General features: G+C 70.7%; 19 protein-coding genes. 9 read left to right on the forward strand and 10 right to left on the reverse strand.

Translation table 11 applies throughout. The features are described from left to right. Window positions 1-186 precede the first annotated feature (186 nt). The 6 genes from ACMATS_RS20695 to ACMATS_RS20720 all read left to right on the forward strand — a co-directional run bounded on the left by ACMATS_RS20695 (window position 187) and on the right by ACMATS_RS20720 (window position 6,554). Complete coding sequence (locus tag ACMATS_RS20695; RefSeq protein WP_390780689.1) at window positions 187-966, forward strand: redox-sensing transcriptional repressor Rex; 780 nt, start codon at window positions 187-189, stop codon at window positions 964-966. After that, window positions 963-2,312, forward strand: a complete 1,350-nt coding sequence (locus tag ACMATS_RS20700; protein ID WP_414168677.1) for a glutamyl-tRNA reductase — start codon at window positions 963-965, stop codon at window positions 2,310-2,312. Before ACMATS_RS20695 ends, ACMATS_RS20700 begins: the two co-directional genes overlap by 4 nt. Then, window positions 2,309-3,283, forward strand: coding sequence for a hydroxymethylbilane synthase (gene hemC / locus ACMATS_RS20705; RefSeq protein ID WP_391155592.1), 975 nt, complete (start codon window positions 2,309-2,311; stop codon window positions 3,281-3,283). Before ACMATS_RS20700 ends, hemC begins: the two co-directional genes overlap by 4 nt. Next, window positions 3,280-4,929, forward strand: coding sequence for a uroporphyrinogen-III synthase (locus ACMATS_RS20710; RefSeq protein ID WP_391155593.1), 1,650 nt, complete (start codon window positions 3,280-3,282; stop codon window positions 4,927-4,929). Before hemC ends, ACMATS_RS20710 begins: the two co-directional genes overlap by 4 nt. After that, window positions 4,926-5,930 carry a porphobilinogen synthase gene (hemB, locus tag ACMATS_RS20715; RefSeq protein WP_414168678.1) on the forward strand — a complete coding sequence of 335 codons (1,005 nt, stop codon included), beginning with the start codon at window positions 4,926-4,928 and terminating at the stop codon, window positions 5,928-5,930. The genes ACMATS_RS20710 and hemB overlap by 4 nt, the downstream gene beginning before the upstream one ends. Before the next feature lie 138 nt (window positions 5,931-6,068). Further along, window positions 6,069-6,554: an ATP-binding protein gene (locus tag ACMATS_RS20720; protein WP_414168679.1), complete on the forward strand. Its 486-nt coding sequence runs from the start codon at window positions 6,069-6,071 to the stop codon at window positions 6,552-6,554. 20 nt (window positions 6,555-6,574) lie between these two features. Here the strand turns inward: ACMATS_RS20720 and argS are convergent, their stop codons facing one another. Further along, window positions 6,575-8,341: an arginine--tRNA ligase gene (argS, locus tag ACMATS_RS20725; RefSeq protein WP_414168680.1), complete on the reverse strand. Its 1,767-nt coding sequence runs from the start codon at window positions 8,339-8,341 to the stop codon at window positions 6,575-6,577. Window positions 8,342-8,502: 161 nt separating this feature from the next. On the opposite strand from argS, the gene lysS reads away from it, so the two are divergent. Then, window positions 8,503-10,251, forward strand: a complete 1,749-nt coding sequence (gene lysS, locus ACMATS_RS20730) for a lysine--tRNA ligase (RefSeq protein ID WP_414168681.1) — start codon at window positions 8,503-8,505, stop codon at window positions 10,249-10,251. 66 nt (window positions 10,252-10,317) lie between these two features. On the opposite strand, the gene ACMATS_RS20735 is transcribed toward lysS, so the two are convergent. Both ACMATS_RS20735 and ACMATS_RS20740 read right to left on the reverse strand, forming a co-directional pair. Then, window positions 10,318-11,037, reverse strand: a complete 720-nt coding sequence (locus ACMATS_RS20735; protein WP_390780696.1) for a hypothetical protein — start codon at window positions 11,035-11,037, stop codon at window positions 10,318-10,320. Between the two features lie 141 nt (window positions 11,038-11,178). Next, the gene (locus tag ACMATS_RS20740) at window positions 11,179-12,018 is read right to left on the reverse strand and encodes a hypothetical protein (RefSeq protein WP_414168682.1); all 840 of its coding nucleotides are present in this window, start codon (window positions 12,016-12,018) and stop codon (window positions 11,179-11,181) included. Window positions 12,019-12,180: 162 nt separating this feature from the next. Here ACMATS_RS20740 and ACMATS_RS20745 point away from each other — a divergent pair, with 162 nt between their 5' ends. Together ACMATS_RS20745 and ACMATS_RS20750 are read left to right on the forward strand one after the other, a co-directional pair. Next, window positions 12,181-13,374 (forward strand): RtcB family protein, encoded by a 1,194-nt coding sequence (locus ACMATS_RS20745; RefSeq protein ID WP_414168683.1) that lies wholly within the window; start codon window positions 12,181-12,183, stop codon window positions 13,372-13,374. A 161-nt stretch (window positions 13,375-13,535) separates the two neighbouring features. Continuing rightward, window positions 13,536-14,969 (forward strand): alkaline phosphatase family protein, encoded by a 1,434-nt coding sequence (locus ACMATS_RS20750; RefSeq protein ID WP_414168684.1) that lies wholly within the window; start codon window positions 13,536-13,538, stop codon window positions 14,967-14,969. Between the two features lie 9 nt (window positions 14,970-14,978). Here ACMATS_RS20750 and ACMATS_RS20755 read toward each other — a convergent pair whose 3' ends face one another. From ACMATS_RS20755 to ACMATS_RS20785, 7 genes are all read right to left on the reverse strand, one after another. Next, a complete protein-coding gene (locus tag ACMATS_RS20755; RefSeq protein WP_414168685.1) occupies window positions 14,979-15,506 on the reverse strand; it encodes an SRPBCC domain-containing protein in 528 nt (175 codons plus the stop codon). 36 nt (window positions 15,507-15,542) lie between these two features. Then, window positions 15,543-16,631 carry a c-type cytochrome biogenesis protein CcsB gene (gene ccsB / locus ACMATS_RS20760; RefSeq protein WP_390780701.1) on the reverse strand — a complete coding sequence of 363 codons (1,089 nt, stop codon included), beginning with the start codon at window positions 16,629-16,631 and terminating at the stop codon, window positions 15,543-15,545. Continuing rightward, window positions 16,628-18,496 (reverse strand): cytochrome c biogenesis protein ResB, encoded by a 1,869-nt coding sequence (locus tag ACMATS_RS20765; protein WP_414168686.1) that lies wholly within the window; start codon window positions 18,494-18,496, stop codon window positions 16,628-16,630. Before ACMATS_RS20765 ends, ccsB begins: the two co-directional genes overlap by 4 nt. Before the next feature lie 23 nt (window positions 18,497-18,519). Further along, window positions 18,520-19,293: a cytochrome c biogenesis CcdA family protein gene (locus ACMATS_RS20770; RefSeq protein ID WP_390780827.1), complete on the reverse strand. Its 774-nt coding sequence runs from the start codon at window positions 19,291-19,293 to the stop codon at window positions 18,520-18,522. 13 nt (window positions 19,294-19,306) lie between these two features. Beyond that, window positions 19,307-19,933 (reverse strand): TlpA family protein disulfide reductase, encoded by a 627-nt coding sequence (locus tag ACMATS_RS20775; protein WP_414168687.1) that lies wholly within the window; start codon window positions 19,931-19,933, stop codon window positions 19,307-19,309. A 66-nt stretch (window positions 19,934-19,999) separates the two neighbouring features. Beyond that, a complete protein-coding gene (locus ACMATS_RS20780) occupies window positions 20,000-21,193 on the reverse strand; it encodes a hypothetical protein (RefSeq protein ID WP_390780704.1) in 1,194 nt (397 codons plus the stop codon). Window positions 21,194-21,322: 129 nt separating this feature from the next. After that, window positions 21,323-21,970 carry a histidine phosphatase family protein gene (locus ACMATS_RS20785; RefSeq protein ID WP_336413209.1) on the reverse strand — a complete coding sequence of 216 codons (648 nt, stop codon included), beginning with the start codon at window positions 21,968-21,970 and terminating at the stop codon, window positions 21,323-21,325. Window positions 21,971-21,997 lie beyond the last annotated feature (27 nt).

Here is a 21,997-nt window from a genome sequence, read left to right on the forward strand (position 1 = left end):
GGCGGTCGCAACGGCGCGGGCATTGGTTCCCGGATCGGACCTAAAGGCCGCGTGAGCCCGGTCACTTTGCCCGGACAAAGCGGACACCATCTTTGTGCACGCGTTCACAAAGGCATAGCCTGCGTTCGACGGGGCGGTCCTGGGACGAGGCGCCGCCTGCAGCCCCGCTCTACCCGCAGGAGCACCGTGGCAACTGGCCGAACTCACCGACCGGCGACCCGAAGCCGAGGGATTCCCGAGGCCACCGTCGCCCGGCTACCGCTGTATCTGCGCGCGCTGACCGCGCTCTCCGAGCGCTCGGTCCCCACGGTCTCCTCCGAGGAGCTCGCGGCCGCGGCGGGCGTCAATTCCGCCAAGCTCCGCAAGGACTTCAGCTACCTCGGCTCCTACGGCACCCGCGGCGTCGGCTACGACGTCGAGTACCTCGTCTACCAGATCTCCCGCGAGCTCGGCCTCACCCAGGACTGGCCGGTCGTGATCGTCGGTATCGGCAACCTCGGCGCCGCCCTGGCCAACTACGGCGGCTTCGCCTCCCGCGGCTTCCGCGTCGCGGCCCTGATCGACGCCGACCCCGCCATGACCGGCCGCCCGGTCGCCGGGCTGCCCGTGCGGCACACCGACGAACTCGAGTCGATCATCACGGACAACGGCGTCTCCATCGGCGTCATCGCGACCCCCGCCGGTGCCGCGCAGCAGGTCTGCGACCGGCTCGTGGCGGCCGGGGTCACCTCGATCCTCAACTTTGCGCCCACCGTGCTCGTCGTCCCGGACGGCGTGGACGTCCGCAAGGTCGACCTGTCGATCGAGCTGCAGATCCTCGCCTTCCACGAGCAGCGCAAGGCCGGCGAGGAGACCACCGCGCCGTCCGGCGCCGGTGCCGCCGCCGCGGCGGCCGTGGCCGCGCGCCCGGCCACGGGCGGCAGGAAGGGACCGGAGGGGGACGTCCCCGCCGTGATGCCGGCATGAGCCTTCTGGTCGTCGGACTGAGCCACCGCAGCGCGCCCGTGAGCGTGCTGGAGCGGGCCGCCCTCGCGCGCGAGACGCAGGCGCGCCTGGTGCACGACACGCTGGCCGCCGAGCCCGCCACCGAGGCGGCCGTGCTCGCCACCTGCAACCGCATCGAGCTCTACGCCGACGTGGACAAGTTCCACGCCGGTGTGGCCGAGCTGTCCACGCTGCTCGCCCGGCACTCGGGCGTCGGCCTGGAGGAGCTCACCCCGTACCTGTACGTGCACTACGAGGACCGGGCCGTCCACCACCTCTTCTCGGTGGCCTGCGGGCTGGACTCGATGGTCGTCGGCGAGGGCCAGATCCTCGGCCAGATCAAGGACGCGCTCGCCCTCGGCCAGGAGCTGCACACCGCCGGGCGGCTGCTGAACGACCTGTTCCAGCAGGCGCTGCGGGTGGGCAAGCGCGCCCACAGCGAGACGGGCATCGACAAGGCGGGCCAGTCCCTGGTCACCTTCGGCCTGGAGCGGCTCGCCGGCGGCGTGCCGGTGGCCGACTGGGTCGCGGGCAAGCGTGCCCTGGTCATCGGCGCCGGTTCGATGTCCTCGCTCGCCGCCGCCACACTCGCGCGCGCGGGGGTGGCGCACGTGGCCGTCGCCAACCGCACGCTGGAGCGGGCGGAGCGCCTGGCGGCGATCCTCACCGAGCCGGGCACCGGGACCGTGGTCACCGCGTCCGCGGTGGAGATGCCGGCCGTCCCGGCCGAGCTGGCGCAGGCAGACATCGTGGTGTCCTGCACCGGTGCAACGGGCCTGGTGCTCACGGCGGATGAGGTGAGCGAGGCCCTGGCCGGCCGCGACGGCGCCGAACTCACCCTCCTCGACCTCGCCATGCCGCGCGACGTCGACGCCGCCGTGCACCGCATCGGCGGCGCCCGGCTCGTCGACATCGAGACCCTGGCCGAGGCCTCCGCCGACGCACCCATGGCCGCCGACGTCGACCAGGTGCGCAGCATCGTCTCCGACGAGGTCGCCGCCTTCGGCGCCGCGCAGCGGGCCGCGCACATCACGCCGACCGTGGTCGCCCTGCGCACCATGGCCGCCGGTGTCGTGGCCGGCGAGATGGCCCGGCTCGACGGGCGGCTGCCCGGCCTGGACGACAAGGAGCGCGCGGAGATCACGCAGACCGTGCGCCGCGTCGTCGACAAGCTCCTCCACGCGCCCACCGTGCGGGTCAAGGAGCTCGCCTCCACCCCCGGCGGCGCCGGCTACGCCGATGCGCTGCGGGAACTCTTCGACCTCGATCCGCAGGCCGTGGCTGCCGTCAGCCGTGCCGACTCGCGGACCTCACGGGAGCCGTCATGAACGACACCACCACACCGCTGCGCCTCGGCACCCGCCGCAGCAAGCTGGCCATGGCCCAGTCCGGGCAGGTCGCCGAGGCCGTGCAGCAGCTCACCGGCCGCCCCGTCGAGCTGGTCGAGATCACCACGTACGGCGACGTCTCGCGCGAGCACCTCGCGCAGATCGGCGGCACCGGCGTCTTCGTCTCCGCGCTGCGCGACGCGCTCCTCGCGGACGAGATCGACTTCGCCGTGCACTCGCTGAAGGACCTGCCGACCCAGCAGCCCGACGACCTCGCGCTCGCCGCGATCCCGGCCCGCGAGGACCCGCGCGACGTGCTGGTGGCCCGCGACGGGCTCACCTTCGAGGAACTCGCAGCCTCGTCGACCGTTGCCCGCATCGGCACCGGTTCGCCGCGCCGCATGGCGCAGCTCAACGCCTGGGCCCGCACGCTCGGCCGGCGCATCGAGACCGTGCCGATCCGCGGCAACATCGACACCCGGCTCGGCTACGTCGCCAAGGGCGAGCTGGACGCCGTCGTGCTCGCCGCCGCCGGGCTCACCCGGCTCGGCAGGATCGGGGAAGTCACCGAGTTCCTGGAGACCGACGCAGTTTTGCCCGCCCCCGGCCAGGGGGCCCTGGCGATCGAGTGCGCAGTGACCAACGCACCCCTCGCCGCGACGCTCGCCGAGCTCGACGACCCGTACACGCGGGCCGCCGTGACCGCCGAGCGTTCCCTGCTCGCCGCCCTGGAGGCCGGCTGCAGTGCACCCGTGGGTGCACTGGCCGACCTGCTGGCCGTCGGGCAGGTTGTCACCGAAATGCGCCTGCGCGGCGTCGTCGGCACCACCGACGGCTCCACGCTGGTGCAGCTGTCCACCACCGGTCCCGTGCCGGCGTCCAGCGAAGAGGCAGTTGCCCTGGGGCAGTTGCTCGCCGCCGAGATGCTCGACAAGGGTGCGGCCGGTCTTATGGGGGAGCGAGCACTTTGAACCCCACCGCCCCGAACCACCCCACGCACGGGCACGTCACCTTCCTCGGTGCCGGACCCGGAGACCCGGGACTGCTGACGCTGCGCGCCGTGGAGGCATTGGCGGCCGCGGACGTCCTGATCGCCGATCCGCAGGTGCTCGACGTGGTGCGCACGCATGCGCGCGCCCATGTGGACATGCCTGCGCAGACGGTTACTGACGAGGCATCAAAAACCGCGGACATCCCCGTACTCAGGGACACGGCCAATCTTGTCATGTCGGCCGCGCGCGGCGGCAAGCGGGTCGTCCGTGCCGTGCTCGGCGACCCCGGGCTCGACGGCAACGCCGCCGACGAGATGCTGGCCTGCGCCGACGGCGGCATCACCTTCGAGGTGGTGCCGGGCGTCGCCACGGCCGTCGGCGTGCCCGCGTACGCCGGTGTGCCGCTGCACGACGGCCGGGGCGGTGACGTCCGTTTCGTCGACGCCCGCACCGCCACCGCCACCTGCTGGAGCGAGGTCGGCGCGAGCGAGACGACCGCGGTCGTCTCCACCACGCTCGACACGGTCGTCTCCGCAGCCGGCGAACTGGTCTCCGCCGGACGCAAGCCCGAGACGCCGATGAGTATCACCGTCGCGGGCACCACCACCCGCCAGCGCACCTGGACCGCCACCCTCGGCACGGTCGCCCAGGTGCTCAAGGCCGCCAAGGTGCTGCCCTCGCCCGACGGCGGGCAGCCCGTCATAGCCGTGGTCGGCGAGCGCAGCGCTGCAGAACAGCGCGACCGGCTCTCGTGGTTCGAGTCCAAGCCGCTCTTCGGCTGGAACGTGCTCGTCCCGCGCACCAAGGAGCAGGCCGCCTCGCTCTCCGACCAGCTCCGCTCGTACGGCGCCGTGCCGCACGAGGTGCCGACCATCGCCGTCGAACCGCCGCGCACCCCGCAGCAGATGGAGCGCGCGGTCAAGGGCCTGGTCACCGGCCGCTACGAGTGGATCGCCTTCACGTCCGTCAACGCCGTCAAGGCGGTGCGCGAGAAGTTCGAGGAGTACGGGCTCGACGCGCGCGCCTTCGCCGGCATCAAGGTCGCGGCCGTCGGCGAGCAGACCGCCAGGTCGCTGATCGAGTTCGGCGTCAAGCCGGACCTGGTGCCCAGCGGCGAGCAGTCGGCCGCCGGCCTGCTGGAGGACTGGCCGCCCTACGACCCGGTCTTCGACCCGATCGACCGCGTCTTCCTGCCCCGCGCCGACATCGCCACCGAGACCCTGGTGGCCGGCCTGATCGAGCTGGGCTGGGAGGTCGACGACGTCACGGCCTACCGGACCGTGCGCGCCTCGCCGCCGCCGGCCGAGACCCGCGAGGCGATCAAGGGCGGCGGCTTCGACGCCGTGCTGTTCACCTCGTCCTCCACCGTGCGGAACCTGGTCGGCATCGCCGGCAAGCCGCACAATGTCACCGTCATCGCCTGCATCGGCCCCGCCACCGCGAAGACCGCGGAGGAACACGGCCTGCGGGTGGACGTGCTGTCGCCCGAGCCCTCGGTGCACAAACTCGCCGAGGCGCTCGCGGAGTTCGGCGCGGCCCGGCGCGACGCGGCCCTGGAGGCCGGCGATCCGGTCACCCGCCCGAGCGAGCGGCGGCCCGGATCGCGCAGAAGGGCACGGAGTTGAGCACCTCGTACGGAACCTTCCCCGGATCGCGGCCGCGCCGGCTGCGCACCACGCCCGCCATGCGGCGCATGGTCGCGGAGCACCGGCTGCACCCGGCCGACCTGATCCTGCCCGCCTTCGTGCGGGAGGGCATCGCCGAGCCGGTGCCGATCTCGGCCATGCCGGGGGTCGTCCAGCACACCCGCGACACGCTGCGCAAGGCCGCGGTCGAGGCGCTGGAGGCGGGCGTCGCCGGGATCATGCTCTTCGGCGTGCCCGAGGACGCCAAGAAGGACGCCCTGGGCACCGCCGGGACGGACCCCGACGGCATCCTCCAGGTCGCCATCCGCGACGTGAAGGCCGAGGTCGGCGACGAGCTCGTCATCATGTCCGACCTCTGCCTGGACGAGTACACCGACCACGGCCACTGCGGCGTGCTCGACGAGCAGGGCCGCGTGGACAACGACGCGACGCTCGAGCGCTACGCCGAGATGGCGCAGGTCCAGGCCGACGCCGGGGTCCATGTGGTGGGCCCCAGCGGCATGATGGACGGCCAGGTCGGCGTCATCCGCGACGCCCTCGACCAGACCGGGCACGAGGACGTGTCGGTCCTCGCCTACACCGCCAAGTACGCGTCCGCGTTCTACGGGCCCTTCCGCGAGGCCGTCGGCTCGTCCCTCCAGGGCGACCGCAAGACCTACCAGCAGGACCCGGCGAACGCGCGCGAGTCGCTGCGCGAGCTGGAGCTGGACCTCGCCGAGGGCGCCGACATGGTGATGGTCAAGCCGGCGCTGCCGTACCTGGACGTGCTGCAGCGGGTCGCGGACTCCGTGGACGTGCCGGTGGCGGCGTACCAGATCTCCGGCGAGTACGCGATGATCGAGGCGGCGGCCGCCAACGGGTGGATCGAGCGCGACCGCGCCATCCTGGAGACCCTCACCGGCATCAAGCGGGCCGGCGCGAACATGATCCTGACGTACTGGGCGACCGAGGTCGCCCAGGGGCTGAAGCAGGGGCTGTAGCAGGGGCTGTGGGGGATGGCGGGCCGAAAGTGCCCGTCACCCACACAGGTTGAGTCTCCGGGAATCGGGCTTGATCCGGCGTTCGCAAACCAACATGACTACTGTGCGTGTCAGGATGCTTACGCTACGGAGGCGTGCATGAGTCATGATCCCGAACTCACGGATGACTGGGAGTACACGCTCCAGGTCCCTCCCGACCCCATGGCGCCGTGCATCGCACGGCGCACCTTGCGCACCATCTTCGAGGAACACGGATTCCTCGAACTGGCCGACACCGCCGAGCTGCTGACCTCCGAGCTCGTCACCAACGCCTACCGCTACTCCGACGGTCCCGCCTCCGTCCGCGTCAAACGTGAGGGCGACCGCGTGCGCGTCGCCGTCTGGGACACCAACCCCCGCCTCCCCGCCCTCGACACCGTCTCGCTCCCCGACGCCGAGACCGAGGCCGAACAGGGGCGCGGGCTCGGGCTGGTGCAGTGGTGCGCCGACAGCTGGGGCGGATTCGCCCTGCGCGACCAGCCCCAAGGACTCGTCGGCAAGCTCATCTGGTTCGAACTCGGTGCCGGAGCAAGCGCCGGTGTGCGACAGGGCCCTTCCCGATCCGGGAAGGGCCCTGTCGCATAAGGCGGTTGAGCAGACGGCCCCTACAGGCGCTCGGGCGTCCGCAGGCCCAGCAGCGCCATACCCTGCCGCAGGGTGCGCGCCGTCAGGTCGCACAGGAACAGGCGGTTCTCCACGAGCTCCGCCGACTCCGCCTTCAGCACCGGGCACTGGTCGTAGAACGTCGTGTACGCCGACGCCAACTGGTACAGGTACGCGGCCAGCTTGTGCGGCTCGTACGTCTCCGCCACGCCCGCCAGGGTCTCCGCGAACTCGTCCAGGTGCAGCGCCAGCGCCCGCTCCGCCGGGGCCAGCGCCAGCTCCGGGTGCGCCTTCGGGGCGACCTCGCCCGCCTTGCGCAGGATCGACTGGATGCGCGCGTACGCGTACTGGAGGTAGACGCTGGTGTCGCCGTTGAGCGAGACCATCTGGTCCAGGTCGAACTTGTAGTCGCGGATCGCCGACGTCGACAGGTCCGCGTACTTCACCGCGCCGATGCCCACCTGCGCGGCACGCTCGGCGATCTCCTCCTCGGAGAGGTCCTGGGCCTTCTCGCGCACCACCGTCGCCGCGCGCTCCACGGCCTCGTCCAGCAGGTCCACCAGACGCACCGTCTCGCCCTCACGGGTCTTGAACGGCTTGCCGTCCTTGCCCAGCACCGTGCCGAACGCCAGCTGCACGGCCTTCACATCACCGTTCAGCCAGCCCGCCCGGCGGGCCGTCTCGAAGACCATCTTGAAGTGCAGCGACTGCCGCGCGTCCACCACGTAGATCAGGGTGTCCGCACCCAGCTCCTGCACCCGGTTGCGGATCGCCGACAGGTCCGTCGCCGCATAGCCGTAACCGCCGTCCGACTTCTGCACGATCAGCGGCACCGGGTTGCCGTCGGGACCCTTGACGTCCTCGAAGAACACGCACAGCGCGCCCTCCGAGCGCACCGCGACGCCGGACTCCTCCAGCAGCCGGCACGTCTCGGCGAGCATGTGGTTGTAGCCGGACTCGCCGACCACGTCCGCGTCCTCGATCGTCATGTCCAGCTTGTCGAAGACCGAGTAGAAGTAGATCTTCGACTCGTCGACGAACCGCTGCCACAGCGCGAGGGTCTCCTCGTCGCCCGCCTGCAGGTCCACCACGCGGCGGCGCGCACGCTCCTTGAAGTCCGCATCCGCGTCGAACAGCGCACGCGAGGCCTTGTACAGGCGGTTGAGGTTGGACATCGCCTCCTCGCCCGCGGCCTCGGCGTCCTCGGCGCTCTCGTGGTCCAGCTCGTGCGGGTGCTCCAGCAAGTACTGGATGAGCATGCCGAACTGGGTGCCCCAGTCGCCGATGTGGTGGCGGCTGACCACCTTCTCGCCCGCGAACTCCAGGATCTTCACGACCGCATCGCCGATCACCGCCGACCGCAGGTGACCGACGTGCATCTCCTTGGCCACGTTCGGCTGGGCCCAGTCGATGACGGTCGTGCCCGGCTTCTCCTTCACCGGCACGCCCAGGCGGTCGTCCGCGACCCGCGCCGCCAGCGTCCCGATGATCGCCCGGTCCGAGACCGTGATGTTCAGGAAGCCCGGACCCGAGACCTCGATCTCCTGGATCAGATCACCCGCAGGCAGGCCCTCGACGACCTTGGCCGCCAGCTCCCGCGGATTGCCCTTGAGCTTCTTCGCCAGCGCCAGCATGCCGTTGGCCTGGAAGTCCGCCCGGTCGCTTCGTCGCAGCAGCGGGTCGGCGGAACCGGCCTCCGGCAGGGCGGCCGAAAGGGCGTCCGAGATGCGCTGCTGGAGCGTGGAAGCGAGAGAGGGAACCGAAGCCATGGGATGGGTGCCATTCCGGTAGACGGCAGTCTGGTGATGGCACCGAGTATCCCACGCGCCCACCACGGCACCCCGGGAATTCCCGGCCCCCCGGGCAACCCCGGAACCCGTGCCGCCGTCTGGGACAATGGTCATGCCAGGACCGTCAGGAAGGAAGTGCCGTGGCTCAGGTGCAGAGCAATGAGGCCGACTGGGTCTCCCGATTCGCCGACGAGGTCATCGCCGAAGCGGAGCGCCGTGCCCCCGGCAAACCGATCGTCGTCGCCTCCGGCCTGTCGCCCTCCGGCCCGATCCACCTGGGCAACCTGCGCGAGGTCATGACCCCGCACCTGGTCGCCGACGAGATCCGCCGCCGCGGCCACCAGGTCCGTCACCTGATCTCCTGGGACGACTACGACCGCTACCGCAAGGTCCCGGCCGGCGTCCCCGGCATCGACGAGTCCTGGGCCGCCCACATCGGCAAGCCGCTCACCTCCGTGCCCGCCCCGGCCGGCTCCGAGTACCCCAACTGGGCCGAGCACTTCAAGGCCGCCATGGTCGCCTCGCTCGCCGAGCTCGGCATCGAGTACGACCCGATCAGCCAGACCGAGCAGTACACCTCCGGTGTCTACCGCGAGCAGATCCTGCACGCGATGAAGCACCGCGGCGACATCGACGCGATCCTCGACCAGTACCGGACGAAGGACAAGGCCACCGGCCAGCCCAAGGCCAAGCCGCAGCAGAAGCAGCAGAAGCCCGTCGACGAGGCCGAGCTGGAGGCCGCCGAGGGCTCCGGCGCCGCCGCCGAGGACGACGGCAGCGCGGGCGCCGCCGGCTACTTCCCGTACAAGCCCTACTGCGGTGCCTGCGAGCGCGACCTCACCACCGTCACCGGCTACGACGACGCGACCACCGAGCTCGCCTACACCTGCGTGTGCGGCCACTCCGAGACCGTCCTGCTCAGCGAGTTCAACCGCGGCAAGCTGGTCTGGAAGGTCGACTGGCCCATGCGCTGGGCCTACGAGGGCGTCGTCTTCGAGCCCTCCGGCGTCGACCACTCCTCGCCCGGCTCCTCCTTCGTCGTCGGCGGCCAGATCGTCCGCAAGGTCTTCGGCGGCGAGCAGCCCATCGGCCCGATGTACGCCTTCGTCGGCATCAGCGGCATGGCCAAGATGTCCTCCTCCAAGGGCGGCGTCCCCACCCCCGGCGACGCACTGAAGATCATGGAAGCGCCGCTGCTGCGCTGGCTCTACGCCCGCCGCAAGCCCAACCAGTCCTTCAAGATCGCCTTCGACCAGGAGATCCAGCGGCTCTACGACGAGTGGGACAAGCTGGAGAGCAAGGTCGCCGACGGCACCGTGCTCCCCGCCGACGCCGCCGCCCACAGCCGCGCCGTGCGCACCGCCGCCGGCGAGCTGCCGCGCACCCCGCGCCCGCTCCCGTACCGCACGCTCGCCTCCGTCGCCGACATCACCGCCGGCCACGACGAGCAGACGCTGCGCATCCTCAGCGACCTCGACCCCGAGAACCCGGTCACCGGCCTCGACGAGGTCCGCCCCCGGCTCGACCGCGCCGAGCACTGGATCAACACCCAGGTCCCGGCCGAGTCCCGCACCATCGTCCGCGACGAGCCCGACACCGAGCTCCTCGCCTCCCTCGACGACCAGGCCAGGGACTCCCTGCGCCTGCTCCTCGAAGGCCTCGACGACCACTGGTCCCTCGACGGGCTCACCACGCTCGTCTACGGCGTGCCCAAGGTCCAGGCCGGTCTGGAGCCGGACGCCAAGCCCACCCCCGAGCTCAAGGTCGCCCAGCGGTCCTTCTTCGCCCTGCTCTACCACCTGCTGGTGAGCCGGGACACCGGCCCGCGCCTGCCCACCCTGCTGCTCGCCGTGGGCGCCGACCGCGTGCGCAAGCTGCTCGCAGTCTGAGCAGCACGAACCTGAGCAACACGAAAGGGCCGCCCTTCGGGGCGGCCCTTTCGGCTGTCCTGCCGGCTACTTCTTGTTGGCGTTGCCCACCGCCGTCACGACCTGCTTGGCCGCGTCCTGGGCGTTCTTCGTCATGTCACCGGCGTCGGGCGTCTTCGCGCCCTCGTAGCCCGCGCCGCTGTACTTCACGGTGATGACGACATTGGCCGTGCGGGCCACGACCGTCTCGTTCTGGAAGTCGTTGTCGTCCTTCTTCGTCTGCGACGAGACGGTGGTGGCCTCGTCGCCGATGCCGGACGTCTTCTCCGACTTCGCGTCCTTGGCGCCGTCCGCCGTGGTCGCCGCGGTCGCCTGCTTCGCGGCGAAGTCCGCGGCACGCTTCTCGCCCGTGCCGAGGGTCGGGTCCGAGGCGAATCGCTTCAGCGAGACCGTCAGCGAGCGGAACTGCTGGTTCTTGACGTCCTCGGAGTTCAGACCGCTCCAGAAGCAGCTCGCCGAGTCGTTGACGTCGCTGGAGGGCAGCGCCTTGCCCTCCTTCTTGTCGGCCTTCGGCACCAGGTTGTCGATGGCCTTCTCGTCGAGGGTCTTGCAGACCTCCGGCAGCTTGGAGAACGCCGCCGCCTTCACCGTCGGTGTGGCATTGGGCGTCGCCGACTGCGACGGCTTGCCCGATTCCTTCTTCTCGCCGCCACCCCCGCCCGACGAGCAGCCGGTGGCGACGAGCATCACCGGTACTGCGGCGCAGGCGAGGATTCGGGCGAGTCGCGGGGCTGTACGTCGGTGCATGGGTCCTTCGCTCATTCGATGGGAGATGTGGCGTGGGAGTTGTCGCGTGGGAGATGTCGCGTTAGGCGGCACGGTACGCGGCCCGCGCCCGGTGCAGGCCCGATCGGGGCGGTACTCGCCGGGGCGGTGCGCCGAAGTGCGCTAATTGCCGAAGTGCCCCGCATCGAGCTCACGGGCCAGGCCGTGCGCCTTGCCCTGCAGGTCCTGAGCGGAGGGCACGTGCTGCTTGTCCGTCGACCACTGGTCGTACGCGATCGTCACCAGCACGTTGGACGACCGGAAGACGACCGTCACGTCACGGTGCACGCCCGAGGCCGCCGTGGCCAGCCGGTCGTCGATGAACGCGTCGTCGCCGAGGTCGTCGAGCGTCCGGGGCGCGAGGGCCGGGTCGGCGGAGGGGGAGGCGGAGGTTGAGGGGGACGCGGCGGGGGAGGCCGACAGCTGCGGGCCCGGCGCGTTGCCGCTGCTCGCACTCGGGGAGGGCGCGGAGGCGCTCGGAGAGGGCGTACCAGAGGCCACGGGGATGTGCGCGGCGGTCGACTGGCGCCCGTAGAGCTGCTGGGCGCGGGCCTCGTCGCTCACGCCCGGCTGGTACGACACCACGCGCTCGAAGTCGACCGACAGGTGCCGGGCGCCGTCCGGCGACTCGACCTTCCAGCTGCAGCCGACGCGGCGGTCGGTGTCATAGGTGATCGTGGGCTGGCCCTTGTAGACCTTGTCGGCGCCGGCATCGTCGTCGTCGGTCGCGGCCGTGCCGCCCGGCAGCATCCGGCGCAGCGTGTCCCGGTCGACATAGCTGCACGGCTCGGGGAGGCTGTGGTACTTCCCCGGCTGCGCGGCGGGCGCCGAGGCCCCCGCGCGTCCCGGCCTGGCATCGTCGGTCCCGCCCGTTGCGCCGGACCCCGAGCTGCACCCCGCGAGCCCGGCCGCGAGCACGACCGCGGCCAGTGCGGCTGCCGGTGCGTACGCCCTGTGCTGCACTGTCCGTGGCTCCCTTCGCCCGAAAACTGGTTGCCCCCGCACGGCGGTGGCCGGGAACAATGTCTACCGCACGGGCCGCCGCGCCCGCCGGTTCGCTGTCGCGGATGAGCGGTTGGTCCGGCTTTTTGCTTTATCGACATTTTTCGGGGGAATGAGGAAGGTATGTCCTACACCGAGGTGCCCGGCGCCCGCGTGCCCATCCGCATGTGGGCGGATCCCGCCGCGGTCGAGCCGGTCGCCATGCAGCAGCTGCGCAACGTCTCCACCCTGCCGTGGATCGAGGGCCTGGCCGTCATGCCCGACGTCCACTTCGGCAAGGGGGCGACGGTCGGTTCCGTGATCGCCATGCGCGGAGCTGTGTGCCCGGCTGCGGTCGGCGTGGACATCGGCTGCGGCATGTCCGCGGTGAAGACGTCGCTGACGGCGAACGACCTGCCGGGCGACCTGTCGCGACTCCGCTCGCGGGTCGAGGCGGCGATCCCGGTCGGCTTCGCGATGCACGACGACCCGGTCGACCCGCGCCGGCTGCACGGGCTGCCGACGGCGGGGTGGGACGACTTCTGGGGGCGGTTCGACGGGGTGGCGGAGGCGGTCAAATTCCGTCAGGGTCGGGCGCTTCGCCAGATGGGGACGCTTGGCGGAGGAAATCACTTCTGCGAATTTTGCATCGATGGCCAGGGGTCGGTCTGGCTCATGCTGCACTCCGGCTCCCGGAACATCGGCAAGGAGTTGGCCGAGTATCACATTGGGCGGGCTCGGAAGCTGTCGCACAACCAGAATCTGGTTGATCGTGACCTCGCCGTCTTCCTGGCGGGCACCCCGGAGATGGCGGCCTACCGGCACGACCTGTTCTGGGCGCAGGAGTACGCGCGGCACAACCGCGAGATCATGATGGCCCTGTACAAGGATGTTGTCCGCAGGGAGTTCGCGAAGGCGAACGTTACCTTCGAGCCGGTCATCTCCTGCCACCACAACTACGTGGCCGAGGAGACATACGAGGGTGTCGACCTGCTCGTGACCCGCAAGGGCGCGATCCGCGCGGGCGGCGGCGAGTACGGCATCATCCCGGGCTCGATGGGCACCGGCTCGTACATCGTGCGCGGCCTGGGCAACGAGGCGTCGTTCAACTCCGCGTCGCACGGCGCCGGTCGGCGGATGAGCCGCAATGCGGCGAAGAAGCGATTCTCCGAGCAGGACCTGGCGGAGCAGACGCGGGGCGTCGAGTGCCGCAAGGACCGTGGCGTGGTCGACGAGATCCCGGCCGCGTACAAGCCCATCGAGCAGGTCATGGAGCAGCAGCGGGACCTCGTCGAGGTCGTGGCGAAGCTCAAGCAGGTTGTGTGCGTGAAGGGTTGACGGGCACGGGCGGCCGCCCGGCCGCCCGGCCGGTCAACGCCGGTACCGTCACGGCCAGTTGACACAACGTTCACTCCATCCCCCCTCCCCCCGACGCATACGCGCCCCGAGAGTCGGAATGGTCACTCTGTGGCTTCACCCGACTCCAGGGAGGGACATCCATGCCTGATCTGACACGGCGCAGACTTCTCGGTACGGCGGCGGGCGTGGCCGGTGGCGGTGCGGCGTTGGCGTTGTTGCCGCCCAGTGTGCAGCGGGCCGTGGCGGCCGGGGCCGCCGGGGGCGGTTCGCTCGAGGACGTCAAGCACGTGGTCCTGCTGATGCAGGAGAACCGGTCGTTCGACCACTACTTCGGCACCCTCAAGGGTGTCCGCGGCTTCGCCGATCCCCATGCGCTGAAGCTGCCGAACGGGCGCAGTGTGTTCCACCAGCCCGACAAGGAGAATCCGAAGGGCTATCTGCTGCCCTTCCACCTGGACACGCGCAAGACGAGTGCGCAGGCGATCCCGTCCACGAGCCACGAGTGGGGTGTGCAGCACGAGGCGTGGAACGGCGGGAGGATGGACCGGTGGCTGCCGGCGCACCGCAGACCCGACGCGGACGGGAAGGACGCCCCGTACGTGATGGGGTACCACACGCGCGAGGACATTCCCTTCCAGTTCGCGCTCGCCGAGACGTTCACCGTCTGCGACAACTACTTCTGTTCGGTCTTCGGGCCGACCTGGCCGAACCGGCTGTACTGGATGACGGGCACGATCGATCCGGGCGGGACCCGGGGCGGGCCCGTCGTCGACAACACCGCGCCGTCGCCGTACCGCTGGACCACGTACGCGGAGCGGCTGCAGGCGGCGGGGGTCAGCTGGCGCGTGTACCAGCAGGAGGACAACTACGGTACGAACATGCTGGAGGAGTTCCGGCAGTTCAAGCACCTCAAGCCGGGCAATCCGCTGTACGAGCGGGGGGTGCGCAAGACGCCGGAGGGGACGTTCGAGGAGGACGCCCGCAACGACCGGCTGCCGGCGGTCTCCTGGATCCTGCCGACGGGGCGCCAGTCCGAGCACCCGGACTATCTGCCGGCGGCGGGTGCGGACTTCGTGGCGAAGAAGATCGAGGCCATCGCCGACAATCCGGAGGTGTGGCGGAAGACGGTCTTCATCCTCAACTACGACGAGAACGACGGCCTGTTCGATCATGTGCCGCCGCCGGTGCCGCCGAAGGGGACGAAGGACGAGTACGTGAGGGGGCTGCCGATCGGCGGCGGGTTCCGGGTGCCGTGTCTGATCGTCTCGCCGTGGACGGTGGGCGGCTGGGCGGCGGGGGAGGCCTTCGACCACACGTCGACGCTGCGTTTCGTGGAGCGGGTGACGGGGGTGCGGGAGCCGAACATCAGCGCCTGGCGGCGGCGGGCGTTCGGGGACCTGACGTCGGCGTTCGGGTTCGGGGCGCCGGCCGGGAAGGCGCCGGGCGTTCCGGGTGACACCGCGGAGCAGCTGCGGCAGGCGGAGTGGGAGGTCTCCCACCTGCCGAAGCCGAAGCTGCCGGGTGCCGATCAGCACGAGCCGCGGCAGGAGCCGGGGACCCGGCCCCGGCGGTGAGGACCTCGTTCAGTCCGTCCGGTCCCGCTGTTCGTACTCGTGGCGGAGTTCGCGCCAGCGGTTGAGGGTCCAGCGGGACCAGTCGGCGGGGTGTCCGGCCAGGGCCATGAGCAGGTACTCGAAGTGGTGGTGCCAGCCGGCGAGGCAGTCGAGGCGGTCGTCGGTGGTGCCGGTGCGCTCGTTGGTGAAGTGCAGCAGAGTGCCGCCGACGCTGGCGGGGGCGTGTTCGAGGTCGAAGCGGATGCGGCCGTGGACGGCGACGGTGTATTCGACGCGCCGCGGCGGGTCCCAGGCGGTGACGTGGCCGGGGGCGACCGTGGCCCGGCCCTCGGTGCCGGTGTTCTGCCAGCGCAGCGTGATGGCGCCGCCTTCGCGCTGTTCGAAGGGCTCGGCGGCGGCCAGCCAGGCGGGCAGGCCCTCGGGTGTGGCGATGGCCTGCCAGACCTGGTCCAGGGGGTACGGGAGCGACAGTTCGTACCGCAGGGTGTGGCTGTCGCCCTCCGTCTCGGACGTGCCGTACGGGGAGGGGATCTCCATGGTCCAGACCTACCATGCAGGCCTGGACCGCGCCGCTCAGACTCCGGCGTAGGAGTGCTTGCCGCCGAGGAAGATGTTCACGCCGTAGTAGTTGAAGAGGTAGCAGGCGAAGGCCAGCAGGGCGAGGTAGGCGGCCTTGCGGCCCTTCCAGCCGGCGGTGGCCCGGGCGTGCAGGTAGCAGGCGTAGGCGACCCAGGTGATGAAGGCCCAGACCTCCTTGGGGTCCCAGCCCCAGTAGCGGCCCCAGGCGGCCTCGGCCCAGATGGCGCCCGCGATGATCGTGAACGTCCACAGCGGGAAGACCGTGGCGTTGATGCGGTAGGCGAACTTGTCGAGCGTCGCGGCCGAGGGCAGGCGGGACATGACGTTGCCCCAGGCGCCGCCGGCGTCGCGGCTCTCGGCGAGCTTGGCCTCGTAGCTGTCGCGGAAGAGGTAGAAGAGCGTCGAGACCGAGGCGACCCACATCGCGGCACCGCAGAAGATCGCACAGGAGACGTGGATCCACAGCCAGTACGAGTGCAGGGCCGGCACCAGCTGGTCGCTGGCGGTGTAGAGCACGGAGACGGCGAGGCCGAGGTCGAGCAGGATCGAGGTGACCAGCGGCAGGCCGAGCCAGCGGACGTTCTTCTTCGCGACGAGCAGCCCGAGGTAGACCGCGACGGCGACCGAGCCGAACGTGGTCGAGAACTCGTACATGTTGCCCCAGGGGGCACGCTGGACGGACAGGGCCCGGCTGAGCACGCCGCCCGCGTGGAGGGCCCAGGCGAGGACGGTCAGCGAGATGGCGATGCGGCCGTAGAGGTCGCCCTTCTCGCTGGTGCCGGCGGCGCCGGGGCCGTCGGGGACGTCCCGGCTGCCGGGGGCGGAGCGGGTGACGATCTTGGGGCGCTCCAGGACGGCGGTGCCGCCGCCCTGTTCGGCGCTGCGCGTGGTGACGGTGACCGCGGTGGTCTCCTGCGCCTCGGTGGTGAGGGCGGCTGCCGTGCGGCCGACGGCGCTGCGGCTGCCGAAGACCCACTCGGTGATGTGCGCGAGGAAGGCCAGGGTGTAGACGGCCATGGCCGAGTAGATCAGGTAGTTGCTGATATGGGCCAGGTTCTCGTTGGCCGCGGCGGCGAGGATCACGCGCGCGCTCCTTCGGACGGTTCGGCGGGGTCTGCGGAGTCGGTGGGCTCCGGGGAGTCGTCGGCGGAGTCGTCGGCAGCGGGCGGGGCGTCGGGCTGCAGGGCGGCGGCGATGTCGGCGAGTTCCTCGGGGAGCTTCGTGGACTCGCTGCGGCCGAGGCCGGCGAGCTCCACGACGGTGCGGCCGCCGGTGCCGGGCAGGGCCCGGATCCAGACGCGGCGGCGCTGGATGAACAGCGAGCCGGCGAGGCCGGCGACCGCGGCCACGGCGCCCGCGAGGGCCCATTCGTCGCCGGGCTTCTGGGAGACCTGGAAGGTGGCCCACTGCTTGATGCCGTCGAAGTGCAGCGTGCCTGCGCCGTCGGGCAGCGTCATGGTGTCGCCGACCTTGAGCAGCTTGGCGAAGGGCGAGCCGTCCTGCTCCGTGTACTGCTTCATCTTCGACACGTCGAGCTGGTAGACGCTCTGCGGGACGCCGGAGTCGACGCCGAGGCTGCCCTTGTAGGCGGTGAGCACCAGGGCCGGGTTGTCCAGGGCGGGGAACCGGGACAGCATCGTGCCGGTCTTCAGGTCCAGGGTGGGGACGAAGTTGCCCTTGAAGCCGACCTGGACCTTGTTGCCGTCCTTGTCCCGCATGTCGGGGACCTTGGCGACGGTGGTCTCGGTGACGTTGCTGTCGAGGGGCAGCGCGGGCATGGGGCCCTTGAAGGCGACGTTGCCCTGGCCGTCGCGGAAGGTCACCATCGGCGCGTAGCCGTGGCCGATCAGGTAGACCTTGGAACCGGCGGTCTCCAGCGGTTCGTTGACCTTGATGGTGGCCTTGCGGGTGCTGCCGTCGGAGCCGTCCGAGTACGTGATGTGGGCGGCGTAGTCGCGCGGGGTGCCCTTCTGCGGGCCGGTGCGCTCGTAGCTCCCGGAGAAGCTGTCGAGGCTGAAGCTGAAGGGGTCGAGGTCGTCGGCGCGGAAGAGCGAGCCGGACTTGAAGTCGTCGTACTGGGTGAGGGTGTTGGCGAAGCCGTCGCCCTCGACGACGAGCTTGCCGCCCTCGGACTTCCACAGCTGTCCGGCGGCGAAGGCGAGCAGCAGGACGATGAGGGAGATGTGGAAGAGGAGGTTGCCGGCCTCGCGCAGGTAGCCCTTCTCGGAGGCGACCGCGGTCCCGGAGCGCTCGACGCGGAAGCGGCGGCGGCGCAGCACCTTCTCGGCCGCGGCCAGCACCTGCTCGGGTGCGGCGTCGGTGCGCCAGGTGGCGTGCGCGGGCATGCGGGTGAGCAGGCGGGGGGCGGCCGGGGGGCGGCCGCGGAGCTGGCCGACGAACTGCCAGGTGCGCGGGATGATGCAGCCGATGAGCGAGATGAACAGCAGGATGTAGATCGCGGAGAACCACACCGAGCTGTAGACGTGGAAGAGCTGGAGCTTCTCGTAGACCGGCGTCAGCGTCTTGTGGCTGTCCTTCCACGCCTGGGCCTTGACCTCGTCGACACTGCTCTGCGGGACGAGGGAGCCGGGGACGGTGGCGAGGGAGAGCAGGAAGAGCAGGATCAGGGCGACCCGCATGGAGGTGAGCTGCCGCCAGAACCAGCGGGCCCAGCCGAGGCCTTCGCGGGCGGTCCAGGCCAGGGCGCCGAGGGCGCCGGGCTTGCGGACGCCGCCGAAGGAGCCGGGCACGGCGGTGCCGGTGCCTCCGGCGGTGTCGGCGGTGTCCTCGGCCGGGGCCGTGGACAGGGCGGCGCGTGCGGCGGTCTCGTCCGCCGCGGTGCCGCCCGGATCCGTGGCCGTGCCGACTGCGGTTGCCGCCGTGTTCTCGGTGCCCGGGGCCGCTTCGGGCGCGGCGTTCGCCGGGTCGTCGGTGCCTGCGGCATCCATGGTGCTGTCGCTCCTGGCCATTGTCAGATTCCCGGGGTGAAGTTCGCGGTCCACGTCTGCAGCTCCTGGACCATGCTGTCCCACACCCCTGTCACGAGGAGCACGCCGACCGCGACGAGCATCCCGCCGCCCAGCCGCATGACCCAGGCGTAGTGCCGCTTGACCCAGCCGAAGGTGCCGAGTGCGCGGCGGAAGGCCACTGCGGCGAGCACGAAGGGCACGCCGAGTCCGGCGCAGTAGGCGACGGTGAGCAGGGCTCCCCGTCCGGCGCTGGCCTGGTTGGAGGAGAGGGAGAGCACGGCGGCGAGCGTCGGGCCGATGCACGGTGTCCAGCCGACGCCGAAGAGCACGCCCAGCAGCGGTGCGCCGGCGAGGCCCATCGTGGGCCTGGTGTGGAAGCGGAACTCGCGCTGTCCGAAGCGGTTGAGGACGCCCATGAAGGCGAGGCCCAGCACGATGGTCAGCGCGCCGAGCACCGTGCTGATCGTCTCCTTGTACTCCAGCAGCGTCTGGCCGAAGTAGCCGAAGGCGGCGCCGGAGGAGACGAAGACGGCCGTGAAGCCGAGCACGAAGAGCGAGGCCCCGGCGACCATCCGGCCGCGCCGGGCCTCGGCGAGGTCGGTGCCGCTGACGCCGGTGACGTAGGAGAGGTAGCCCGGCACGAGCGGCAGCACGCACGGGGAGAAGAAGGAGATGAGGCCGCCGAGCACCGCGACCGGCAGGGCCAGCAGCAGGGCGCCGGACAGGACGGTGTGGTTGTACCCGTCGGAGGCGGCGAGGGTGATCACGGGAGCCACGGAGGTCACCGGGTCACTTCTCCGCGATCAGCGGGTCGAGGGTTTCGCGCAGCTCGTCCTCGCCGAGGCCCTTGAGCGCCCGGGCGGCGATCTTGCCGTTCCGGTCGATGAAGATCGTGGAGGGGATGGCCTGCGGGTTGAGGCTGCCCTTGGGGAAGCGCAGCAGCAGCTTGCCGGAGGAGTCGTGCAGGCTCGGGTACGGGACCGCGAACTGCTTCTCGAAGGCGATCGCGTTGGAGGGGTCGGGGTCGCGGGTGTCGAGCCCGACGAACTGCACGCCCTTGTCCTTGTAGTCGTTGGCGACCTTCACGAGGTTCTTGGCCTCGGCCCGGCAGGGCGAGCACCAGGAGCCCCAGACGTTGAGGACGACGATCTTGCCCTTGAACTCGGGGTCCTTGGCGACGTCGAGGTCCTTGCCGTCGAGGGTCTTGCCGGACAGGTCGGGGGCGTCCTGCCTGCCGTCCTTGTCCTTGACCAGTTCGACGCCGCCCGAGCCCTGCACGAACTGCGTCTGTCCGCCGCTCTTGGGGCCGCCCGACCCGCAGGCGGTGAGCACGAGGGCGGCGAGGGCGGAGCCGGCGGCCAGCAGGGTGGTACGACGGCGGGAAGGGTGGCGTCGAAGGGCGCGGCAGGCACTCATGTGAAAAGTTTCGCATGGGCGATTCGGGGATCTTCCGCGCCCCCCTCACCCGCTCTCACCCGCTCTTCAGCGGCCTGCGGGACTCCACTTCTCGCCGACCTCCAGCGTGCGCAGGTGCTTCATGACCTTCGGGTCCTGGACGTCGAGCCAGTCGACGAACTGCCGGAAGGAGACCAGCCGCACGTCCTTGTGCCGTTCGTCGGCGATGTGTTTGAGCGCTTCTTCCACGGCGTCCATGTAGATTCCGCCGTTCCAGTCCTCGAAGTGGTTGCCGATGAAATAGGGCGCCCGATTCGTTTCGTACGCCCGCTCGAAACCGGAGATGAAGGAATCCGTGGCCTGCTGCCGCCAGTTCGGATAGTGGTCGGTGCGGCCGTGCAGGGCGTTCTTCGACTGGTTGGCGAGGATGTTGTAGTCCATGGAAAGCACCTCGAAGGAGTGACCCGGGAAGGGGATCTGCTGCAGCGGCAGGTCCCAGATCCCGTGTCGTTTCCGCGGCCAGATCTGTTCGCCGCCGGGGTTGCTCGCGTCGTAGCGCCAGCCGAGCTTCCGGGCGACCGGCAGCAGGCTCTCCTGGTTGAGCAGGCAGGGGGTGCGGCCGCCGACGAGTTCCTCGCGATAGTCGAAGGGCAGCGGTTCGACGTCGGTGAATCCGGTGTGGGTGCGCCATTCGGTGACGAAGGAGACCGCCTGTTCGATCTCCCATTCCCAGTCCTCGGGTTCCCAGTGGGCGACCGAGCCGCGGCCGGAGCAGAAGTGGCCGTTGAAGTGGGTGCCGATCTCGTGCCCCTCCAGCCAGGCCGCACGGATGTTGCGCAGGGTCTCCTTGACGTGCTCGTCGGAGAGATAGCCGATGTCGGAGGCGCCGCGCGGATTGTTCGGGGGGCGATAGGCGTGTCGTCTGTCCTCGGGCAGACAGTAGATTCCGGAGAGGAAGAAGGTCATCCGGGCGCCGTGATTCCGGGCCAGTTCCCGGAAGCGCGGGAAAAGGCCGTTGCCCACTTCTCCGGCGCCGTCCCAGGAGAAGACGACGAACTGCGGCGGTTTCTCGCCCGGTTCCAGCTGTTCGGGCGGGGGCGGCTGATTGGGCTGTTCGGCGACGACGGCCGCGGAGCCGTCGCCGATCCGCCGGGGCTTCGCGCGGATGCTCGGTTTCGCGGCGGGGCCGTCCGACAGACCCGCCGCACATCCGGCGACCGCCGGTGCAACGGCCGCGACCGCTCCCCATCCGAGGAGATCCCGCCGGCTGATCCCGCCCATGTCGCTCTCCCTCATTGCTCCCTGTGTCGCCCATACAAGACGACTTCGGGTGAGAGGGCGCGTCGGAATACGGCAAACGCCGGACAGTCTGCTATTGCAGACCGTCCGGCGTCTGCCGGTGAAAACGGCTCAGGCGCCGAATGCCTTGGCCCCGCCCTTCACCGGCTTGGCGCCGGCGAGGAGATGAGCGGGCACCAGATCGCGGGCCGGCTCGCTGTAGCCCACCGAAACGATCTTGTCGCCGCGGTAGGTGAAGGTCGTCAGGCTCGCCAGCGTGCACTGCCGCTTGCGCGGGTCGTGCCACAGCCGCCGCTTCTCCACGAAGCTGCGCACGATCCAGATCGGCAGCTGGTGGCTCACGCACACCGCCTCGTGACCGCGGGCCGCGTCGCGCGCCCGGTCCAGCGCGGCCATCATCCGCACGACCTGCTCGACGTACGGCTCGCCCCAGGACGGGCGGAACGGGTTCGTCAGGTGCCGCCAGTTGGCGGGCTTGCGCAGCGCGCCGTCGCCCACGCCGAAGGTCTTGCCCTCGAAGACGTTCGCCGCCTCGATCAGCCGCTCGTCCGTGGCCAGGTCCAGGCCGTGCGCCTTGGCGATCGGCGTGGCCGTCTCCTGGGCGCGCTCCAGCGGGGACGCCACCACGTGCGTGACGTCCCGGTCGGCCAGGTGCTCGGCGACCCGGTCGGCCATCTGCCGGCCCAGCTCGGACAGGTGGTAGCCGGACCGGCGGCCGTAGAGCACGCCCTCGGGGTTGTGGACCTCGCCGTGCCGCATCAGGTGCACGACGGTGATGTCGTCGTT

Source organism: Streptoverticillium reticulum (assembly GCF_047456005.1).
GTDB classification, from domain to species: Bacteria; Actinomycetota; Actinomycetes; order Streptomycetales; family Streptomycetaceae; genus Streptomyces; species Streptomyces reticulum.